This window comes from Pseudomonas protegens, from assembly GCF_003732485.1.
Taxonomy (GTDB): domain Bacteria; phylum Pseudomonadota; class Gammaproteobacteria; order Pseudomonadales; family Pseudomonadaceae; genus Aquipseudomonas; species Aquipseudomonas protegens_B.
Window position 1 is genome coordinate 16926 of record NZ_MOAK01000034.1, and the last position, 17993, is coordinate 34918.

Consider the following 17993-nt stretch of genomic DNA (forward strand, 5'->3'; position numbering starts at 1 on the left):
ATGGGGCTAAATGATTCCCCAAACGGCCGTGGACAAGTCTCTACTTAAGTCAAAATGGACCAACGAACGCTGATCCCCGTAGCGCGCGATTATCTAGTAGCCCGCGTTACAACGCATCAGGGGTAACAAAGTATTTATCGCGAAAAACAGCAGTTTCCGGCCCAAATCGGTGGAAAAAGATGTTTCAGGCGCTTTCAGGTCTGTAACAGGAAGGTTACCGGGCCATCATTGACCAGATGCACCTGCATGTCCGCGCCAAAACGCCCTGATGCCACTTTGCCATGCAACTGTTGCGCCTTCGCTATCAGGTAGTCAAAAAGCTCCTCGCCGAGTGCAGGTGGCGCAGCCGTGGAAAAGCTCGGACGCAACCCGCTTTTGGTGTCTGCCGCCAGGGTGAACTGCGACACCAGCAACAGCCCGCCCTGCACATCCGTCAGGGACAGGTTCATCTTGCCTTCAGCGTCGCTGAACACCCGATAGTTAAGCAGCTTATGCAGGAGTTTGTCGGCGCTGGCCCGAGTGTCCTCGGGCTCTACCGCCACCAGCACCAGCAAACCCTGGTCCACCGCACCGACTATTTCCCCGGCCACTTCAACCCGCGCGCCGGTTACGCGCTGCAACAGCCCCTTCATGCTTCTTCGGGCGGCAGGTCGAGCAGGCGGCGAGCCATCTGATCAGTGGCTCGTACCAGGGCGTCGGTGATGCCAGGTTCGGAGGCGGCATGACCGGCGTCGCGAATCACCTGCAACTCACTGTTGGGCCAGGCCTGATGCAGCTCCCAGGCGTTGTCCAGAGGGCAGATCACGTCGTAGCGACCGTGGATGATGACTCCGGGCAAATGGGCGATCTTGCCCATGTCGCGGATCAGCTGGTCGGGTTCGAGGAAGGCATTGTTGATGAAGTAATGACATTCGATTCGGGCAATCGACAGCGCCCGCTGCGGCTCGGAGAAGCGGTCCACCACCAGCGGGTTCGGACGCAGGGTCGCGGTGCGCCCTTCCCAACCCGACCAGGCCTTGGCGGCATGCATCTGGGCGATCTGGTCATTGCCGGTCAGGCGCTTGTGGAAGGCGCTGACCAGGTCATGACGCTCCTCCAGGGGAATCGGTGCCACGTAGTCCTGCCAGTAATCCGGGAACAGACGGCTGGCGCCGCACTGGTAGTACCACTGGATTTCCTGGGGACGGGCCAGGAAGATGCCCCGCACGATCAGGCCCAGCACTCGATCCGGGTGGGCCTGGGCATAGGCCAGGGCCAGGGTCGAGCCCCAGGAGCCGCCGAACAGCACCCATTTGTCGATGCACAGGTGCTGGCGAATCCGCTCCAGGTCCGCCACCAGGTCCCAGGTGGTGTTGTTCTCCAGGCTCGCGTGGGGGGTGGAACGCCCGCAACCGCGCTGGTCGAAGGTGACGATGCGGTACAGGTTCGGGTCGAAATAGCAGCGGCTCGCCCCATCACAGCCCGCGCCCGGCCCACCGTGAATGAACACCACCGGCAAACCTTCCGGTGAACCACTTTCGTCGACATACAGCACATGGGGCTGGTCGACGGCCAGATCGTGCCGGGCATAGGGTTTGATCTGCGGGTACAAAGTCTGCATTACGCGCTCCGTGGAGGTCGGGTTCATCCCTGGTGGGGACTTCATTTATTCTGCCGTTCGGCATCATAAACCCGAATTACGCAATGAGCATGTCCTTGAAGAAAACAGGGTTGTTCGGGGAATTGCGATACGTCGCGCAGGGCGCTTCGCGAGCAAGCTCGCTCCTACATAAAGGCGTGCATCCGCGGTAGGAGCCAGCTTGCAGGCGCAAGCAATGTCAGCGGTAATGCTCCTGCCCCCAGGCCAGCAGCCCCTGCAGCAATGCCTTGAGCACCACCTGGGTCGGTGCCGCCAGGTCCTCGCGATAGCGGAACGGCTCGAACTCTTCCATGTAGGCGCTCTGCGCCAGTTCCAGCTGCACCGCATGAATGTGCTCGGCCGGGTTGCCGTAATGCCGGGTGATATGCCCCCCCTTGAAACGACCGTTGAGCACGTGGGTGTAATCGCCATGGGCAGCGCAGATGCTCTCCAGGCGGCCGGCCAGTTGCGGATCACAGCTGGCGCCGTTGAAGGTGCCGAGGTTGAAGTCCGGCAGCTTGCCCTCGAACAGATGCGGGATCAGCGACCGGATGGAGTGGGCATCGAACAGCAAGGCATAGCCGAACTCGGCCTTGAGCCGCGCCAGCTCTTCCTGCAGGGTGCGGTGATAGGGCCCCCAGACCTGTTCCAGGTATTGCTGCCGCTCTTCTTTGGACGGCGCCTGCCCTTCGACGAACAACGGCTCGCCATCGAACAGCGTCGCCGGATACAGGCCGGTGGTAGCACCGACGTACAGCGGCTTGTCATCGGACGGCCGGTTCAGGTCGATGACGAAACGCGAGTATTCGGCCGCCAAGGTGCTGGCTCCCAGCTCCTCGGCGAACTGATACAGCCGTGGAATGTGCCAGTCGGTGTCCGGCAGGCTCCGCGCCTGGGGCACCAGCCCGGCCGCCACCGCCGGGGTCAGGCGCGTACCGGCGTGGGGCATGCTGATCAGCAGCGGCACCCGGCCTTGTTTGAAATTCAGAACCTTATCCACAACCCTTCTCCTACACAGTCACTTCAACGCCGTGTCGCACGACGCGCTTTTCCAGATCGCCGCCCAGCCAGTAGGCCAGGTCGGCAGGACGATCGATCTGCCAGGCGACGAAGTCCGCCACCTTGCCCACCTCCAGCGAACCATGGGTCTTGTCCATGCCCAGGGCCTGGGCCGCATGCAGGGTAACCCCGGCCAGGGCTTCCTCGGGGGTCATGCGGAAACAGGTGCAGGCCATGTTCAGCATCAGGCGCAGCGACAGCGCCGGCGAAGTCCCGGGATTGAGGTCGCTGGCCACGGCAATCTTCACCCCGTGCTTGCGCAGGGCTTCCATCGGCGGCAGTTGGGTTTCCCGGAGGAAATAGAAAGCCCCCGGCAACAGCACTGCCACGGTTCCCGAAGCCGCCATGGCCATGGCATCGTCCTCGGTCATGAACTCCAGGTGATCGGCAGACAGCGCCCGGTAGCGCGCCGCCAGGCTCGAGCCATGCAAGGACGACAATTGTTCGGCATGCAGTTTCACCGGCAGGCCGAGCTTCTGCGCGGCAATGAATACCCGCTCCACCTGCTCCGGGGAGAACGCCAGGTACTCACAGAAGGCATCCACCGCATCCACCAGCCCCTCGGCCGCCAGGGCCGGGAGCATCTCGCTGCAGATATGCTCGATGTAGGCGTCGCTGCGCTCGGCATATTCCGGCGGCAGAGCGTGGGCCGCCAGGCAGGTGCTGCGCACACTGACCGGCAACTCCTCGCCAAGACGGCGGATCACCCGCAGGATCTTGCGCTCGCTGGCCAGGTCCAGGCCATAGCCGGACTTGATCTCGACGCTGGTGACACCGTCCCGCAGCAGGCTCAGCAGACGCTTGCGGGCGCTGACGAACAGCTCCTCTTCAGTGGCCGCGCGGGTCGCCCGTACGGTGCTGGCGATACCGCCACCGGCCGCGGCGATCTCGGCGTAGCTCACGCCCTGCAGGCGCTGCTCGAACTCGCCGCTGCGGTTGCCGCCGAACACCGTATGGGTGTGGCAATCGATCAGGCCCGGGGTGACCCAGGCGCCCGCCAGGTCCTGGACCTGGTGGTAATCGGCGACCGGCGCCTGCTGGCGCCGGCCAATCCACTCGATGTGCGCCCCTGACGTCACGATGGCCGCGTCCTCGATGATCGAGTAGGTGCCTTGGGCCATGCTGGCGACGTTGCAGTGTTGCCAAAGAGTTTTCATCCAGGGCCTCCGTTAATGATCAGTAGGTAAAGAAGAGTCGACGCGGATCTGCTGAGCCTGCCCCGCCACCGGTTTGACCCACAGCATATAGGCCACCACCAGCACAATGATCCACACCACGCCCACCATCAGCGCCGCCTGGGTTTTCGGGAAATAGCCCAGGACGCCGAAGATGAACAGCATGAAGGCAATCGCCGCTGCCGGCGCCCAAGGCCAGAACGGCACCTTGAACTGCAACTGGGCCACTTGCTCGGCGGTCATGGAGCGACGCATCGCCACATGGGTCAAAAGAATCATCAGCCACACCCAGACCGTGGCGAAGGTGGCCAGGGAAGCGATCAGCAGGAAGATGTTTTCCGGGATCAGGTAGTTCAATACCACGCCGCCCAACAGCGTCACGGCCATCACCACCACGGTCATCCACGGCACGCCGGCCTTGGACACCTGGGCAAAGCCCTTGGGCGCCTGCCCTTGCTGGGCCAGGCCGTACATCATGCGCCCGGCACCAAAGATATCGCTGTTGATCGCCGACACCGCCGCCGAAATCACCACGATATTAAGGATGGTGGCCGCCGAGCTGATGCCCAGGCTGTCGAAGATCTGCACGAAGGGGCTGCCCTGGGTGCCAATCTGCGGCCAGGGGAAAATCGACATCAGTACGAACAGGGTCAGCACATAGAACAGCAGGATGCGCAGCGGCACCGCGTTGATCGCCTTGGGAATGACCCGCTGCGGGTCCTTGGCCTCGCCGGCGGTGACACCGATGATCTCGATGCCGCCAAAGGCGAACATCACCACCGCGAAGGACGCGATCACCCCGCCGATGCCGTTGGGCATGAAGCCGCCATGGGCCCAAAGGTTGCTGGCGCCGGTGGCTTGCTCGGTGGCAGCGCTGCCGATACCGAACATCATGATGCCGAAACCACCGAGGATCATGGCGACGATCGCCCCGACCTTGAGCAGCGACAACCAGAACTCCATCTCGCCGAAGACCTTGACGCTGCACAGGTTGAGGCCGCCGATGAGCAGGACGATGCCCAGTACCCAGATCCAGCGCGCCACCTCGGGAAACCAGAAGCCCATATAGATGCCAAAGGCGGTGACGTCCGCCAGACAGACGATCAGCATCTCGAACGCGTAGGTCCAGCCCAGGATAAAGCCCGGCAAGGGCCCCAGGTACTGGCTGGCGTACTGCCCGAAGGAGCCGGACACCGGGTTGTGCACGGCCATCTCCCCCAGGGCGCGCATCACCATGAACACCGCTGCGCCACCAATCAGGTAGGCCAGCAACACGGCCGGGCCGGCCATCTGGATGGCGGAGGCCGAACCGTAGAACAATCCGGTGCCAATGGCCGACCCCAGGGCCATGAAGCGAATGTGGCGGGCCGTCAGCCCGCGTTTCAATCCTTGGGTTTGCTGTGTCATTTCTCGTCCCTAATTATTCTTATCAGAGAAAGCGGTGGACCGACCCTCAATAGCCAAGGCCCGGCCCACCCAAAGATTTCGCCGACGCACCGCCCCCGCAGGAGCCGGCTGGCCGGCGAAAGCGTCTTAGAGGCTCGGCAGCAACTGAGCCGGCAACAGTTCGTTCAGGCACCGCGAAGCCAACAATTCGCTGGCAGCGTTGATATCCGGTGCAAAGAAACGGTCCTTCTCGTAATACGCCACTTTCTCGCGCAGGGCTGCGCGGGCTTGTTCCAGGGTCGGCGAGGTTTTCAGGCCTTCGCGCAGGTCCAGGCCCTGGCAGGCCGCCAGCCATTCCACGGCCAGAACACCGCGGGTGTTCTCGGCCATTTCCCACAGGCGCTTGCCGGCGGCCGGAGCCATGGAAACGTGGTCTTCCTGGTTGGCGGAAGTGGGAATGCTGTCCACAGAGTGCGGGTGGGCCAGGGCCTTGTTCTCGCTGGCCAGGGCCGCAGCGGTCACCTGGGCGATCATGAAGCCGGAGTTGACGCCGCCATTGGCCACCAGGAACGGCGGCAGCTGGGACATGTGCTTGTCCATCATCAGCGAGATACGGCGCTCGCTCAGGGAAGCGATCTCAGCGATGGCCAGGGCCATGTTGTCGGCTGCCATGGCCACGGGTTCGGCGTGGAAGTTGCCACCGGAAATCACATCGCCTTCAGCGGCGAACACCAGCGGGTTATCGGACACGGCGTTGGCTTCGACCACCAGCACTTCGGCCGCCTGGCGGAACTGGGTCAGGCAGGCGCCCATCACTTGCGGTTGGCAACGCAGGGAGTACGGGTCCTGAACCTTGTCGCAGTTCTGGTGCGAGGCGGACACCTCGGTGCTGTCGCCGAGCAAGGCGCGATAGGCCGCAGCGGTATCGATCTGTCCGCGCTGGCCGCGAGCGGCGTGAATCCGTGGATCGAACGGCGAGCGCGAACCCAGCACGGCTTCCACCGTCAGGCCACCACAGACCAGGGCACCGGCAAACAGGTCTTCCCCTTCGAACAGACCACGCAGGGCGTATGCAGTAGAAACCTGGGTGCCGTTGAGCAGCGCCAGACCTTCCTTGGCGGCCAGGGTCAGCGGCTTGAGGCCGGCGATTTCCAGGGCCGCAGTGGCTTCCAGCCATTGGCCTTTGTAGCGCGCCTTGCCCTCACCCAGCAGCACCAGGGACATGTGGGCCAACGGCGCCAGGTCGCCGGAAGCGCCCACCGAACCCTTGAGCGGGATATGCGGATAGACCTCGGCGTTGATCAGGGCGATCAGGGCATCGATCACCTGACGGCGGATGCCGGAGAAACCGCGGCTCAGGCTGTTGACCTTGAGCACCATGATCAGACGCACCAGATCGTCGCTGATGGGCTCGCCCACGCCGGCGGCATGGGACAGCACCAGGGAGCGCTGGAGGTTTTCCAGGTCGGCGCTGGCGATGCGGGTCGAAGCCAGCAGGCCAAAACCGGTGTTGATCCCGTAGGCGGTGCGGTTCTCGGCGAGAATCTGCTCGACACAAGCGACGCTGGCATCGATCTGCGCCGAGGCGCTGTCATCCAGGGTCAGGGTCAGCGGCTGCTGATAGATGGCCCGCAGTTGGGCCAGGGTCAGTTGGCCGGGAATCAGGTTTAGCGCAGTCACATTCATGCTCCTTTTGAGAGTTTTGTAATAACTACCAGTCGCTCCGGAAGCTTCCGTTATCCGTCGTCACTCGCGGTATTGAGCGAATGACGCCTTGGCACGCTGGTTATGGGAAAAACGGTTTATTGCACCTTGGAAAAACGTTTGGGCAGCAGCAAAGGGTCCTTGAGCAGCGCCGCGGCGCCGGCAATGTCCGGCGCCAGCCAGCGGTCCTGGTCATAGGCCGCAATCCGCTCGCGCAGCAGGCACCAGGCGATACCGGTGCCGGTGCCGAAGCGCTGCTCCTTGAGAAATTCAAAGGCCTGGGCGGCCAGCAGGTACTCGATGGCCAGGATCTGGGTGCAGTTCTCCAGCACCTGATGCAGCTTCAGGGCGGCGTTGGTGCCCAGGCTCAGGTGGTCCTCCTGCAGGCCCGAAGTGACGTAGTTGTCCAGCACCGCCGGCTGGGCCAGCTGACGGTTCTGCGCACACAGCGAGGCCGCTACGTACTGCACGATCATCATTCCGGAGTTGACCCCGGGCTCGCTCACCAGGAATGCCGGCAAGCCGCTGACATGGGGGTTGATCAAGCGGTCCAGGCGACGTTCGGCAATGGAGCCGATCTCGGCCATGGCGATGGCCAGCAGATCCGCCGCCAGCGCCACCGATTGCCCGTGGGGGTTGGCCTGGGACACCACCCGATAATGATCCGGGGTGCCCAGCAGCAGCGGGTTGTCGGTCGCGCCGTTGAGCTCGGTTTCCACCTGCTTGATCGCGTGGGCCAGTTGATCCCGGGCTGCACCATGCACCTGGGGAATGGAGCGGATACTCAAGGCGTCCTGGGTGCGAATGCCGCGGCTAGCGGCGATGACTTCACTGCCGTTGAGCAAGGCCCGCAGATTGCTGCCCACCACTTGCATGCCGGGGTGCGCCTTGAGGGCAATGATCTCGGCATCGAAGGCGTCGATCTGGCCCCGCTGGGCTTCGAAGCTCATGGCGCCGATCACGTCGGCCCACTGCAACAGGCGGCTGGCATCGGCCAGGGCCAGGCAGCTCAGACCCGTCATGCACGGTGTGCCGTTGACCAGGCACAAGCCATCCTTGGCCCCCAACTGCACCGGCTGCAGCCCCTCTTCGGCCAGGGCCTGTTCGGCGCAAACAAGGCGACCGCGATAGCTGACCTGACCGACGCCAAGCAAGGCGATGCCAATGTGGGCCATATGGGTCAGATAACCCACCGAACCCTGGGACGGCACTTGTGGGGTGATGCCGCGATTGAGCAGAGCCAGCAGCGCCTCGACCACTTGCCGGTGGATGCCGGACTTGCCGTGGCTGTAGTTGATGATGGCGGCGCAGAGGATCGCTCGGGTCTGTTCGTCGGCCAGTGCCGGCCCCACACCGCAGGCGTGGCTGAGCAAGGTGTTGCGCGACAGCTGGCTGAGTTGCTCACCGGCCAGCACCACGTTGCACAAGGCGCCAAGGCCCGTGCTGATGCCATAGGCCCGCTCGCCGCTGTCCACCACTTGGCGGACGATGGCCTGGGCATTGTCGATACGCGCCCAGGCCTGGGCCGACAGCTCGAGCTGCGCGCCATGACGGGCGACGGCGACTACATCCTGCCAACCCAGGGGGGCGTCGGCGATAACGATTTTTTCAGCCTGGGACATCGGGGACCTCTTCTTGCAAACCTTGGGTTGTCTGCCGCTTTGCCGGACCTTTCGCCGGCAAGCCGGCTCCTACACGGTGGCGGCGCGGCGCTGGACGAAACGATCGACGTACTCATCCGCCGGCGAATGCAGGATCTCCTTCGGCGTGCCCACCTGGATCAGGCGACCGTCCTTGAGGATCGCGATGCGGTTACCGATGCGTACCGCCTCGTCCAGGTCGTGGGTGATGAAGACGATGGTCTTGTGCAGGGTCTTCTGCAGCTCCAGCAGCTGGTCCTGCATCTCGGCACGGATCAACGGGTCCAGGGCGCTGAAGGCTTCGTCCATGAGGATGATGTCGGTGTCCGCAGCCAGGGCCCGGGCCAGGCCGACCCGTTGGCGCATGCCGCCGGACAACTGGTGCGGGTACTTCTTCTCGTAACCCTTGAGGCCCACGGTGTTGATCCAGTGCAGGGCCCGCTCGGCGCACACCGACTTGCTCTCGCCACGCACCTTGAGGCCATAGGCGACGTTGTCCTGGACATTGCGGTGAGGCAACAGACCGAAGCTCTGGAACACCATGCTGATCTTGTGTCGACGGAATTGGCGCAGGGCTTCCATGTCGTACTGCAGGATGTCTTCACCATCCACCAGGATCGCCCCGCTGGTGGGGTCGATCAGGCGGTTGAAGTGACGCACCAGGGTCGACTTGCCGGAACCGGACAGGCCCATGATGACGAAGATCTCACCGGTACCGATGCTCAGGGACAGGTCGTTGACCCCCACTACGCAACCAGTCTCGGCCAGCACCTGGTCCTTGCCCTTGCCTTGGCCAATCATTGCCAGGGCGTCGGCGGAACGGTTGCCGAATATCTTGAAGACGTTCTTGACTTCGATCTTGCTGACGGCAGCGTTGCTCATTTGTTCACCTCATGGCGTGGACGACCATAGGCCTGGGTAATGCGGTCGATCACCACCGCCAGAATCACGATCGCCAACCCCGCCTCCAGGCCGCGCCCGACGTTGAGGGTCTGGATTCCCACCAGCACATCCTCGCCCAGGCCGCGGGCACCGATCATCGAGGCGATCACCACCATCGACAGGGCCATCATGGTGGTCTGGTTGATCCCCGCCATGATGCTCGGCAGGGCCAGGGGCAACTGCACGCCAAACAGCTGTTGCCAGCGGTTGGCACCGAAGGCGTTGATCGCCTCCATCACTTCACCGTCCACCTGGCGGATGCCCAGGTCGGTAAGACGAATCAGCGGCGGCGCGGCGTAGATCACCGTGGCGAAGATCGCCGGCACCTTGCCCAGGCCGAACAGCATCAGCACCGGGATCAGGTACACGAAGCTGGGCATGGTCTGCATGATGTCCAGCAGCGGCATCAATACCGAACGCAAGCGGTTGCTGCGGGCCGAGAGTATCCCCAGGGGAATGCCGATCAGCACCGAGATCATGGTCGCCACCAGCATCAGCGCCAGGGTCTGCATCAGCTTGTCCCACAGGCCGACGGCACCCACCAGGAACAGCAGGCCGACAATCACCGCCGTGGTCAGCAGCTTGCGGGTGGAGTGCCAGGCGATGCCGCCGACAATCGCCAGCATCAGCCACCAGGGCGCCATGCGCAGCAGGCCCTCAAGGTTGACGATGGCCCACAACAGAGTGTCGGAGATATGCCGGAACACGTCGCCGTAGTTGGTCACCAGGGAGTCGACCCAGCCGTTGACCCAGTCGGCGATGGAAAAGGTGAAGCTTTCTGGAAACATAAGAAACTCTCGATCAAAGGAGGTTGTGGTCCAGCCTCCGACGGCTCGTGTGAACCGCCGGAAAAGCCCGACCTACAAGGCCGCGTCGATTTTCCTGGCTGCGTCGTCACTCACCCATGCGTGCCAGACTTCAGGATGTTCCTTGAGGAAGATTTTCGCCAGTTTCGGCGACTCGATGCGCTCGCGGGTCATGCGCGCGAGGTTCTGGTTGAGCAGGTCGATGGGCAGGTTGGCCTTGGCCAGTACCGCCACCAGTTCCGGGGCTTCGTCATGGAAGGTCTTGGACAGGCCGACCTTGATGCTCACGCTCTTGTCGACGCCGGGTTTCTCATCCAGCTTGACCAGATCCACCTGGCCCATGAGCGGGGTCGGCGACCAGTAGTAGAAGAGAATCGGTTCGCCACGTTTGTAGCTCGACAGTACCGCCGCATCCAGGGCCGGGCCGGTGCCCGGACGGAAGTTGGTGTAGCTGCTTTCCAGGCCGTAGCTCTTGAGCATCTCGCTGTTGTCCAGCTCACAGGTCCAGCCAGCCGGGCAATTGTAGAAACGGCCCTTGGTCGGCTCTTCCGGGTCCTTGAACACGCTGGCGTACTTGCCCAGGTCGGCGATGTTCTTCAAGTCCGGCGCCTTGGCTTCGAGCTTGCGCTTGGCGTCGCCCTCGATCACATAGCGTGGCACGTACCAGCCTTCGACGGCTCCCACCACCGGCGCGCCGACGCCCACGACCTTGCCGGCCTTCTCGGCCTTGTTCCACACCTCGCTGCGGCCCACCCACTCTTCGGCGAAGACCTGGATGTCATTGCTGCCCAGGGCGTTCTCCATGGTGATGGAGTTGCCCGGCAGGCTGTCGGTCTTGCAGTCGTAGCCCTTCTCCAGAACGAACTGCAGGACGTCGGTCAGTAACATGCCGCTTTCCCAATTCAGGCCGGCAAACTTCACCGGTTTGCCCGACTCGCACCAGCCGGCCGCCTGGGCGCCGGAAGCGGCCAGCAAGCCCAAGGACAGCAACGTGGTCAGCAGGGTCTTATGCATTTTCATTGTGTGACGCTCCTAATCATGAGTTGGCTTACGGCAGTTAAGAGGCATCCAGCCCTGTCCACGTCCCGTCAAGACTCACACCGCAGCAGCGCGACGGGCCTGACTCAGCTTTTGTTCGTTGGGCGCGTCCTGCTCTACCGGCAGGATCAGGTGCTCGGGCACCGCGCCATGCCACTTCTTCGCGCAGACGTAGTACAACGCCGCGGGCACCACCAGGCCGATGATCCAGGAGATATCGGTATCGCCAAGACTCGCCACCAGGGGGCCGGTATAGAAGTGGGTGGAAATGAACGGCATCTGGATCAGCACGCCGAACACATAAATGGTGATGCCCATGGCATTCCAGCGACCGTAGCGACCGTCCGGGTTGGACAGGGCCGGGATGTCATAGCGCTCTTTGGTGATGCAATAGAAGTCCACCAGGTTGATCGCGCTCCAGGGCGTGAAGAACGCCAGCAGGAACAGGATGAAGGACTTGAACGCACCGAGGAACGAGTGCTGGCCAAGCAATGCGATCAGAGTCGCGGTGCCGACAATCAGCAACACGAAGACCAGCCGTTGCAAGCGCGTCACCTTCAACTCGCCGCGAAAGCCGCTGATGATGGTGGCGATGCACATGAAGCTGCCGTAGGAGTTCAGCGTCGAGATGGTCACCTTGCCGAAGGCAATGCTGAAATAGAGCAACGCCGCTATGGCGCCACTGCCGCCCAGACCCACGATGTAGGCCACTTCACGACCGGCGAACTGGCCCTTGGACAGGGCCGCGGCGAACACCCCGAGCACCATCGCCACCTGGGCACCGATCACCGAACCTGCGCCCGCGGCGAAGAAGGTCTTCAACGGCGACGTCTTGCTCGGCAGGTAGCGCGAATAGTCGGCGACATAAGGGCCGAAGGCGATCTGCCAGGATGCGGCCAACGACACCGCCAGGAGGAAGCTGCTCCAGCTGAAGTGCCGAATAGCCAGCAAGGCACTGACGTCGGTCTGGCTCAAAAGCCGGCTGAACAGGTAGAAAAAGGCGATCACGCCGATCACGCTGGCGACTCGGCCGATGTAGTGAATCACCCGATAGCCAAGCACCGTGACCAGCACAATGACGCTGGCGAAGATCAGGATGCCGATGCTGTCACTGACGCCGAACATCTGGCCCAGCGCCTGCCCGGAAAGCACCGTGCCGGTCGCGGTGAAACCCAGGTACATCAAGCACACCAGCACCATCGGGATGGCCGCACCATAGACGCCGAACTGCACCCGGCTGGAAATCATCTGCGGCAGGCCGAGCCTCGGCCCTTGCGCCGCATGCAGCGCCATCACCCCGCCGCCCAGCAGTTGCCCGACCAACAGACCGATCAACGACCAGAACACATCACCGCCCAACACCACCGCCAAAGCGCCGGTGACGATGGCCGTGATCTGCAGGTTGGCACCCAGCCACAGGGTGAACTGGCTCAATAGACGACCGTGTCTTTCCGCTTCCGGGATGTAGTCGATCGAACGCCTTTCGATCAACGGCTTGTTGCTTGCACGATCATTCGATGAAGCCATGGACGTCAAACCTCTAATGGGCACTGCAGACGATTTCCCCTGTAGGAGCGAGCGTGCTCGCGAGGCGGTGTAGCTGATGCACCGCGGTGCTTGCTTCGCCAGCAAGCTGGCTCCTACAGATAGGGTGGGGTGAACCGATGCTCCGGTTATTTGCCGGTGATCATCGGCAGGTTCAGGCCCTGTTCCTTGGCGCAGTCGATCGCGATCTGATAACCGGCATCGGCGTGACGCATGACCCCAGTGGCCGGATCGTTGTGCAGTACCCGGGCAATCCGCTCGGCTGCCTCATCGGTGCCGTCGCAGACGATGACCATCCCCGAATGCTGGGAGAAGCCCATGCCGACGCCGCCGCCGTGGTGCAGGGAAACCCAGGTCGCGCCACTGGCGGTGTTCAACAGGGCATTGAGCAGCGGCCAGTCGGACACGGCATCGGAACCGTCCTGCATGGATTCGGTTTCACGGTTCGGGCTGGCCACGGAACCGGAGTCCAGGTGGTCGCGACCGATGACGATCGGTGCCGACAGCTCGCCGCTGCGCACCATTTCGTTGAAGGCCAGGCCCAGCTTGGCGCGCAGGCCCAGGCCAACCCAGCAGATCCGCGCCGGCAGGCCCTGGAAGCTGATGCGCTCGCGCGCCATGTCCAGCCAGTTGTGCAGGTGGGCGTCGTCGGGGATCAGCTCCTTGACCTTGGCATCGGTCTTGTAGATGTCCTGAGGATCACCGGACAGCGCCGCCCAACGGAACGGGCCGATGCCGCGGCAGAACAGCGGACGGATATAGGCCGGGACGAAACCTGGGAAGTCGAAAGCGTTTTCCACGCCCTCTTCCTGGGCCATCTGGCGGATGTTGTTACCGTAGTCGAAGGTCGGAACCCCCATTTTCTGGAAGGCCAGCATGGCTTTGACGTGCTCGGCCATGGACTGCTTGGCGGCCTTGATCACGGCAGCGGGCTCGGTCTTGGCGCGGTCGCGGTACTGCTCCCAGGTCCAGCCCTTGGGCAGGTAGCCGTTGAGCGGATCGTGGGCGCTGGTCTGGTCGGTGACCATGTCCGGACGCACGCCACGGCGTACCAGTTCCGGAAGGATTTCAGCGGCGTTGCCGCACAGGGCGATGGAGATCGCGCGGCCTTCGGCGGTGTACTTCTTGATCCGCGCCAGGGCGTCGTCCAGGTCGGTGGCCTGCTCGTCGACGTAGCGAGTCTTGAGGCGGAAGTCGATGCTGATCTGCTGGCACTCGATGTTCAGCGAGCAAGCTCCGGCCAGGGTCGCGGCCAGCGGTTGGGCGCCGCCCATGCCGCCCAGGCCGGCGGTCAGGACCCAGCGGCCCTTGAGGTTGGAATCATAGTGCTGGCGACCAGCTTCAACGAAGGTTTCGTAGGTGCCCTGGACGATGCCCTGGCTACCGATGTAGATCCAGCTGCCGGCGGTCATCTGGCCGTACATGGCCAGGCCCTTGGCGTCCAGCTCATTGAAGTGCTCCCAACTGGCCCAGTGCGGCACCAGGTTGGAGTTGGCGATCAGTACCCGCGGCGCGTTGCTGTGGGTCTTGAACACGCCCACCGGCTTGCCGGATTGCACCAGCAGGGTCTCGTCGTCATTCAGCTGAGTCAGGGCTTCGACGATCTTGTCGTAGCACTCCCAGTTGCGCGCGGCGCGACCAATGCCACCGTACACCACCAACTCCTTGGGGTTCTCGGCGACTTCCGGGTCGAGGTTGTTCATCAGCATGCGCAGCGGCGCTTCAGTCAGCCAGCTCTTGGCGGTCAGCTTGTTGCCTCGTGCGGCACGGATTTCGACATTGCGGAATTTGGTGGGTTTGCTGTCAGTCACGGAAAAACTCCTCGGCGATGAGTCCAAGGTGCGAAGAGGATTCCATCGACTCTTACGCACACATATTTACTTGTACATACAAGCATATGCAATCAAGCGGCCAACTCGCTTGAGACGTAACTGAAAAACCTTGAGAGGAAACCGCAGGCCTTGCTGGGCAAGGCTTTCAACAGGGCGAGAATTTTCCAGAGGATATTTTTGGCCGCAACGAAGCTGTTACCAAAACCCGGTTTTGCGCGGTACTGGGGCGTTCGGTAACAAACTGGTGCGCGAGAGAAACAGCCATTGCAGGGAAATGTGCGCCAGTTCTGCACGGCAGGTGCGGGCTGGGGTTCCGGCGCAGCGAGGGAGCTAATAGAAGAGGGAAACCGACAGCAGGCGCAGGCCGTATCCCGGCCTGCACCCACCCACGATGATCAGATGGCGGTGAGCTCGATGACGCAGCAGCGTCCATCGGTGGCGATTTCCACAACCCCGGCATTGTCATCCAGGCGCAGGCAGTCATAACGCCCCAATGCCTGCAGAGGGGTGCTGCCCGTGTCCACCCAGGCCTGTTCGGCGGCACTGAACACCAGCACGGTGTGTGCCTGGGTGAAGAAACGTTGCTGACCATCGAACCACTGCAAGCGGGCGACATAACGCTCAGGGCAATAGATCAGGTTGAAATCGCGGATCGCGCCCTCCAGCAGGGTGCAATTCACCTGGCTGGCACCACTGAAGGCAAAGGGGTCCAGGGGCAGCAAAGGCCGTACCTCTTCGCCATCGACTGTCAGTTGCATGCCCGCACCTTGCAGCACGGTGATGATCCGCTGATAACCGGCAAAGCTGGAAAAGCCGCCGGATTCACCGATATCGGCAATCGACAGGCGCCAGCCAAAACCTTCCAGGCCAGTGCCGGCGTCACGGGTGATTTCTTCGGTGCTGCCGCCGCCATTCTTCCACGGCATGCGCGGGTAGTCGGCGGCACGTAACAGGGTGGACTGGATCATTTATGAAAACGCCCTTCCAGACGATGACGGGAACCGGGGTGGATCAAGCGGGCGGCGGTCACCGGCTGGCGCCCGGACCAGGTGCGACGACGAATCAACAGGCACGGCTCGCCACGCTCGATCTGCAGCAGCTCGCACTCTTCAGGCTCGGCGAGAATCGCCTCCACCACATGCTCGCCCTCGGTCAGGGGCGCGACCTGGGACAGATAGGCGTAGGGGGTTTGCAGGGTGAAGTCCTGCTTGAGGTACTCCGGCGCCACCAGGGCGTTGACGAAGCGATCCTCGATCTGCACCGGGATGTCGTTCTCGAAATGCACGATCAGCGAGTGGAAAACCCTCTGGCCTTCGCGCATGTCCAGGGCCAGGGCGCGCTCGGAACCGGCGGCTTCTTCGCCCAGGGTGACGACCTGGCAGGTGTGGCGATGACCGCGGGAGGCGATCTCGTCGGCAATGTTGTGCACTTCGAACAGAGCCGACTGGCTCTTGGGTTCGGCGACGAAGGTCCCCACGCCCTGCATGCGCACCAGCATGCCCTCAGCGGTCATTTCCCGCAGCGCGCGGTTGATGGTCATGCGGCTGAAGCCCAGCTGATTGACCAGTTCGCTTTCCGAGGGAACGCGGTAATGCGGCGGCCAGTTTCCGCTCTCGATCTGCTGGGTGATCATCTGTTTGACGCGGGCATACAAGGGCGCCGGACTATCGCCCAGATGGGCAGCCAGCGGCGATTTGGCAGGCGGAGTCGGCACGGGAAATCCTTGTTGAGCAAAAAAGGTGACTAGCTTGCCGGAGTTTACCGAGCAGGCAAACGTCTGTATATGTATATACAAATAACACACGATGGGGTGCTTGAACCATGTCCGCCTTCTTTGCCGAACGCGCGCTGCTGCCTAACGGATGGGCCAACCATGTACGTCTTGAAGTCAGCGCCGACGGCCTGCTGACTCACATCCAGGCCAACGCCAGTGCAGAAGGTGCAGAGCGGCTCAAGGGCCCGCTGCTACCCGGCATGCCCAACCTGCATTCCCACGCTTTCCAGCGCGCCATGGCCGGGCTCGCGGAAGTGGCCGGCAACCCCAACGACAGCTTCTGGACCTGGCGCGACCTGATGTACCGCCTGGTGGGCAAGATCAGCCCTGAACAGTTGGAGATCATCGCCCGCCAGCTGTACATCGAAATGCTCAAGGCCGGCTACACCTCGGTGGCGGAATTCCATTACGTGCATCACGACACCGACGGCCAACCCTACGCCGACCCTGCCGAGCTGTCCCGACGCATCAGCCAGGCCGCCGCCGGCACCGGCATCGGCCTGACCTTGCTGCCCGTGCTGTACAGCCATTCGGGATTCGGCGGCCAGGCCCCCAATGACGGCCAACGCCGCTTTATCAACAGCACGGAAAACTACCTCCAGCTGCAACAGCGCCTGCAACCCCTGCTGGCGCAACAGGCCAACCAGCAACTGGGCCTGTGCTTTCACTCGTTGCGCGCGGTCACGCCACAGCAGATCAGCGAAGTCCTGGCCGCCAGCAACCACCAGTGCCCGGTGCACATCCACATTGCCGAGCAGCAGAAGGAAGTCGACGACTGCCTGACCTGGAGCGGACGTCGCCCACTGCAATGGTTGTATGAAAACGTCGAGGTGGATCAACGCTGGTGCCTGGTCCACGCCACTCACGCCAATCCGCAAGAAGTCAGCCTCATGGCCGAAAGCCGGGCCATTGCCGGCCTGTGCCTGACCACCGAGGCCAATCTGGGCGACGGCATCTTCCCGGCAGTGGACTTCCTCGCCCAGGGCGGACGCCTGGGCATCGGCTCCGACAGCCATGTATCACTGAGCGTGGTGGAAGAACTGCGCTGGCTGGAATACGGCCAACGCCTGCGGGACCAGCGTCGCAACCGTCTGTACCGCGCGGACCAGCCTATGGTCGGCCGAACTTTGTACGATGCCGCGCTCGATGGCGGCGCCCAGGCGCTGGGGCAACCCATAGGTGCGCTGGCCGTGGGCAAGCGTGCCGACTGGCTGGTACTGGATGGCAACGACCCCTACCTGGCCACCGCGGATGGCGACGGGATTCTCAACCGTTGGCTGTTTGCCGGCGGCGACCGCCAGGTACGGGATGTGATGGTGGGTGGCCAATGGGTCGTGCGTGACGGGCGTCACGCCGCCGAAGAAGACAGTAGCCGGGCCTTCACCCAGGTCCTGCGCGACCTGCTCAACTGACCCATAGGCATAGGAGCCGGCTTGCCGGCGAAAGCGTCCATGAGAGCGCCTTCGCCGGCAAG

Annotated in this window: 15 protein-coding genes; 1 reads left to right on the forward strand and 14 read right to left on the reverse strand. The window is 62.9% G+C overall.

Annotation, left to right across the window (positions count from 1 at the left end; translation table 11 throughout):
• Positions 1-194: 194 nt before the first annotated feature.
• From dtd to hutC, 14 genes are all read right to left on the reverse strand, one after another.
• Complete coding sequence (dtd, locus tag BLX41_RS05665) at positions 195-632, reverse strand: D-aminoacyl-tRNA deacylase (protein WP_123724108.1); 438 nt, start codon at positions 630-632, stop codon at positions 195-197.
• Entirely contained in the window at positions 629-1600 is a 972-nt protein-coding gene (pip, locus tag BLX41_RS05670) for a prolyl aminopeptidase (protein WP_123724109.1), read from the reverse strand. The genes dtd and pip overlap by 4 nt, the downstream gene beginning before the upstream one ends.
• Before the next feature lie 217 nt (positions 1601-1817).
• Entirely contained in the window at positions 1818-2618 is an 801-nt protein-coding gene (hutG, locus tag BLX41_RS05675) for an N-formylglutamate deformylase (RefSeq protein ID WP_123724110.1), read from the reverse strand.
• A gap of 10 nt (positions 2619-2628) precedes the next feature.
• Positions 2629-3834 (reverse strand): imidazolonepropionase, encoded by a 1206-nt coding sequence (hutI, locus tag BLX41_RS05680; protein ID WP_123724111.1) that lies wholly within the window; start codon positions 3832-3834, stop codon positions 2629-2631.
• Between the two features lie 12 nt (positions 3835-3846).
• On the reverse strand, positions 3847-5259 hold the full coding sequence (locus tag BLX41_RS05685; RefSeq protein WP_123724112.1) for an amino acid permease: 1413 nt from the start codon (positions 5257-5259) through the stop codon (positions 3847-3849).
• Positions 5260-5385: 126 nt separating this feature from the next.
• Entirely contained in the window at positions 5386-6924 is a 1539-nt protein-coding gene (hutH, locus tag BLX41_RS05690; RefSeq protein ID WP_123724113.1) for a histidine ammonia-lyase, read from the reverse strand.
• A 116-nt stretch (positions 6925-7040) separates the two neighbouring features.
• Complete coding sequence (locus BLX41_RS05695) at positions 7041-8564, reverse strand: HAL/PAL/TAL family ammonia-lyase (RefSeq protein WP_123724114.1); 1524 nt, start codon at positions 8562-8564, stop codon at positions 7041-7043.
• Between the two features lie 69 nt (positions 8565-8633).
• Complete coding sequence (locus BLX41_RS05700) at positions 8634-9464, reverse strand: quaternary amine ABC transporter ATP-binding protein (protein WP_123724115.1); 831 nt, start codon at positions 9462-9464, stop codon at positions 8634-8636.
• Complete coding sequence (locus tag BLX41_RS05705; RefSeq protein WP_123724116.1) at positions 9461-10312, reverse strand: ABC transporter permease; 852 nt, start codon at positions 10310-10312, stop codon at positions 9461-9463. Before BLX41_RS05705 ends, BLX41_RS05700 begins: the two co-directional genes overlap by 4 nt.
• A gap of 72 nt (positions 10313-10384) precedes the next feature.
• The gene (locus tag BLX41_RS05710; RefSeq protein WP_123724117.1) at positions 10385-11350 is read right to left on the reverse strand and encodes an ABC transporter substrate-binding protein; all 966 of its coding nucleotides are present in this window, start codon (positions 11348-11350) and stop codon (positions 10385-10387) included.
• A 75-nt stretch (positions 11351-11425) separates the two neighbouring features.
• Positions 11426-12895, reverse strand: a complete 1470-nt coding sequence (locus BLX41_RS05715) for a purine-cytosine permease family protein (protein WP_123724118.1) — start codon at positions 12893-12895, stop codon at positions 11426-11428.
• Between the two features lie 146 nt (positions 12896-13041).
• Entirely contained in the window at positions 13042-14724 is a 1683-nt protein-coding gene (gene hutU, locus BLX41_RS05720; protein ID WP_123724119.1) for a urocanate hydratase, read from the reverse strand.
• Positions 14725-15140: 416 nt separating this feature from the next.
• Positions 15141-15713 carry a HutD/Ves family protein gene (locus tag BLX41_RS05725; RefSeq protein ID WP_123724120.1) on the reverse strand — a complete coding sequence of 191 codons (573 nt, stop codon included), beginning with the start codon at positions 15711-15713 and terminating at the stop codon, positions 15141-15143.
• The gene (gene hutC, locus BLX41_RS05730) at positions 15710-16459 is read right to left on the reverse strand and encodes a histidine utilization repressor (protein WP_123724121.1); all 750 of its coding nucleotides are present in this window, start codon (positions 16457-16459) and stop codon (positions 15710-15712) included. Before hutC ends, BLX41_RS05725 begins: the two co-directional genes overlap by 4 nt.
• A 107-nt stretch (positions 16460-16566) precedes the next feature.
• On the opposite strand from hutC, the gene BLX41_RS05735 reads away from it, so the two are divergent.
• Positions 16567-17931 carry a formimidoylglutamate deiminase gene (locus tag BLX41_RS05735; protein WP_123724122.1) on the forward strand — a complete coding sequence of 455 codons (1365 nt, stop codon included), beginning with the start codon at positions 16567-16569 and terminating at the stop codon, positions 17929-17931.
• Positions 17932-17993: the final 62 nt, after the last annotated feature.

Coding starts and splice junctions, on each gene's coding strand:
- dtd (WP_123724108.1), bottom strand. CDS start 632: ATGAAGGGGCTGTTGCAGCGCGTAACCGGCGCGCGGGTTGAAGTGGCC.
- pip (WP_123724109.1), bottom strand. CDS start 1,600: ATGCAGACTTTGTACCCGCAGATCAAACCCTATGCCCGGCACGATCTG.
- hutI (WP_123724111.1), bottom strand. CDS start 3,834: ATGAAAACTCTTTGGCAACACTGCAACGTCGCCAGCATGGCCCAAGGC.
- BLX41_RS05685 (WP_123724112.1), bottom strand. CDS start 5,259: ATGACACAGCAAACCCAAGGATTGAAACGCGGGCTGACGGCCCGCCAC.
- hutH (WP_123724113.1), bottom strand. CDS start 6,924: ATGAATGTGACTGCGCTAAACCTGATTCCCGGCCAACTGACCCTGGCC.
- BLX41_RS05695 (WP_123724114.1), bottom strand. CDS start 8,564: ATGTCCCAGGCTGAAAAAATCGTTATCGCCGACGCCCCCCTGGGTTGG.
- BLX41_RS05700 (WP_123724115.1), bottom strand. CDS start 9,464: ATGAGCAACGCTGCCGTCAGCAAGATCGAAGTCAAGAACGTCTTCAAG.
- BLX41_RS05705 (WP_123724116.1), bottom strand. CDS start 10,312: ATGTTTCCAGAAAGCTTCACCTTTTCCATCGCCGACTGGGTCAACGGC.
- BLX41_RS05710 (WP_123724117.1), bottom strand. CDS start 11,350: ATGAAAATGCATAAGACCCTGCTGACCACGTTGCTGTCCTTGGGCTTG.
- BLX41_RS05715 (WP_123724118.1), bottom strand. CDS start 12,895: ATGGCTTCATCGAATGATCGTGCAAGCAACAAGCCGTTGATCGAAAGG.
- BLX41_RS05725 (WP_123724120.1), bottom strand. CDS start 15,713: ATGATCCAGTCCACCCTGTTACGTGCCGCCGACTACCCGCGCATGCCG.
- BLX41_RS05735 (WP_123724122.1), top strand. CDS start 16,567: ATGTCCGCCTTCTTTGCCGAACGCGCGCTGCTGCCTAACGGATGGGCC.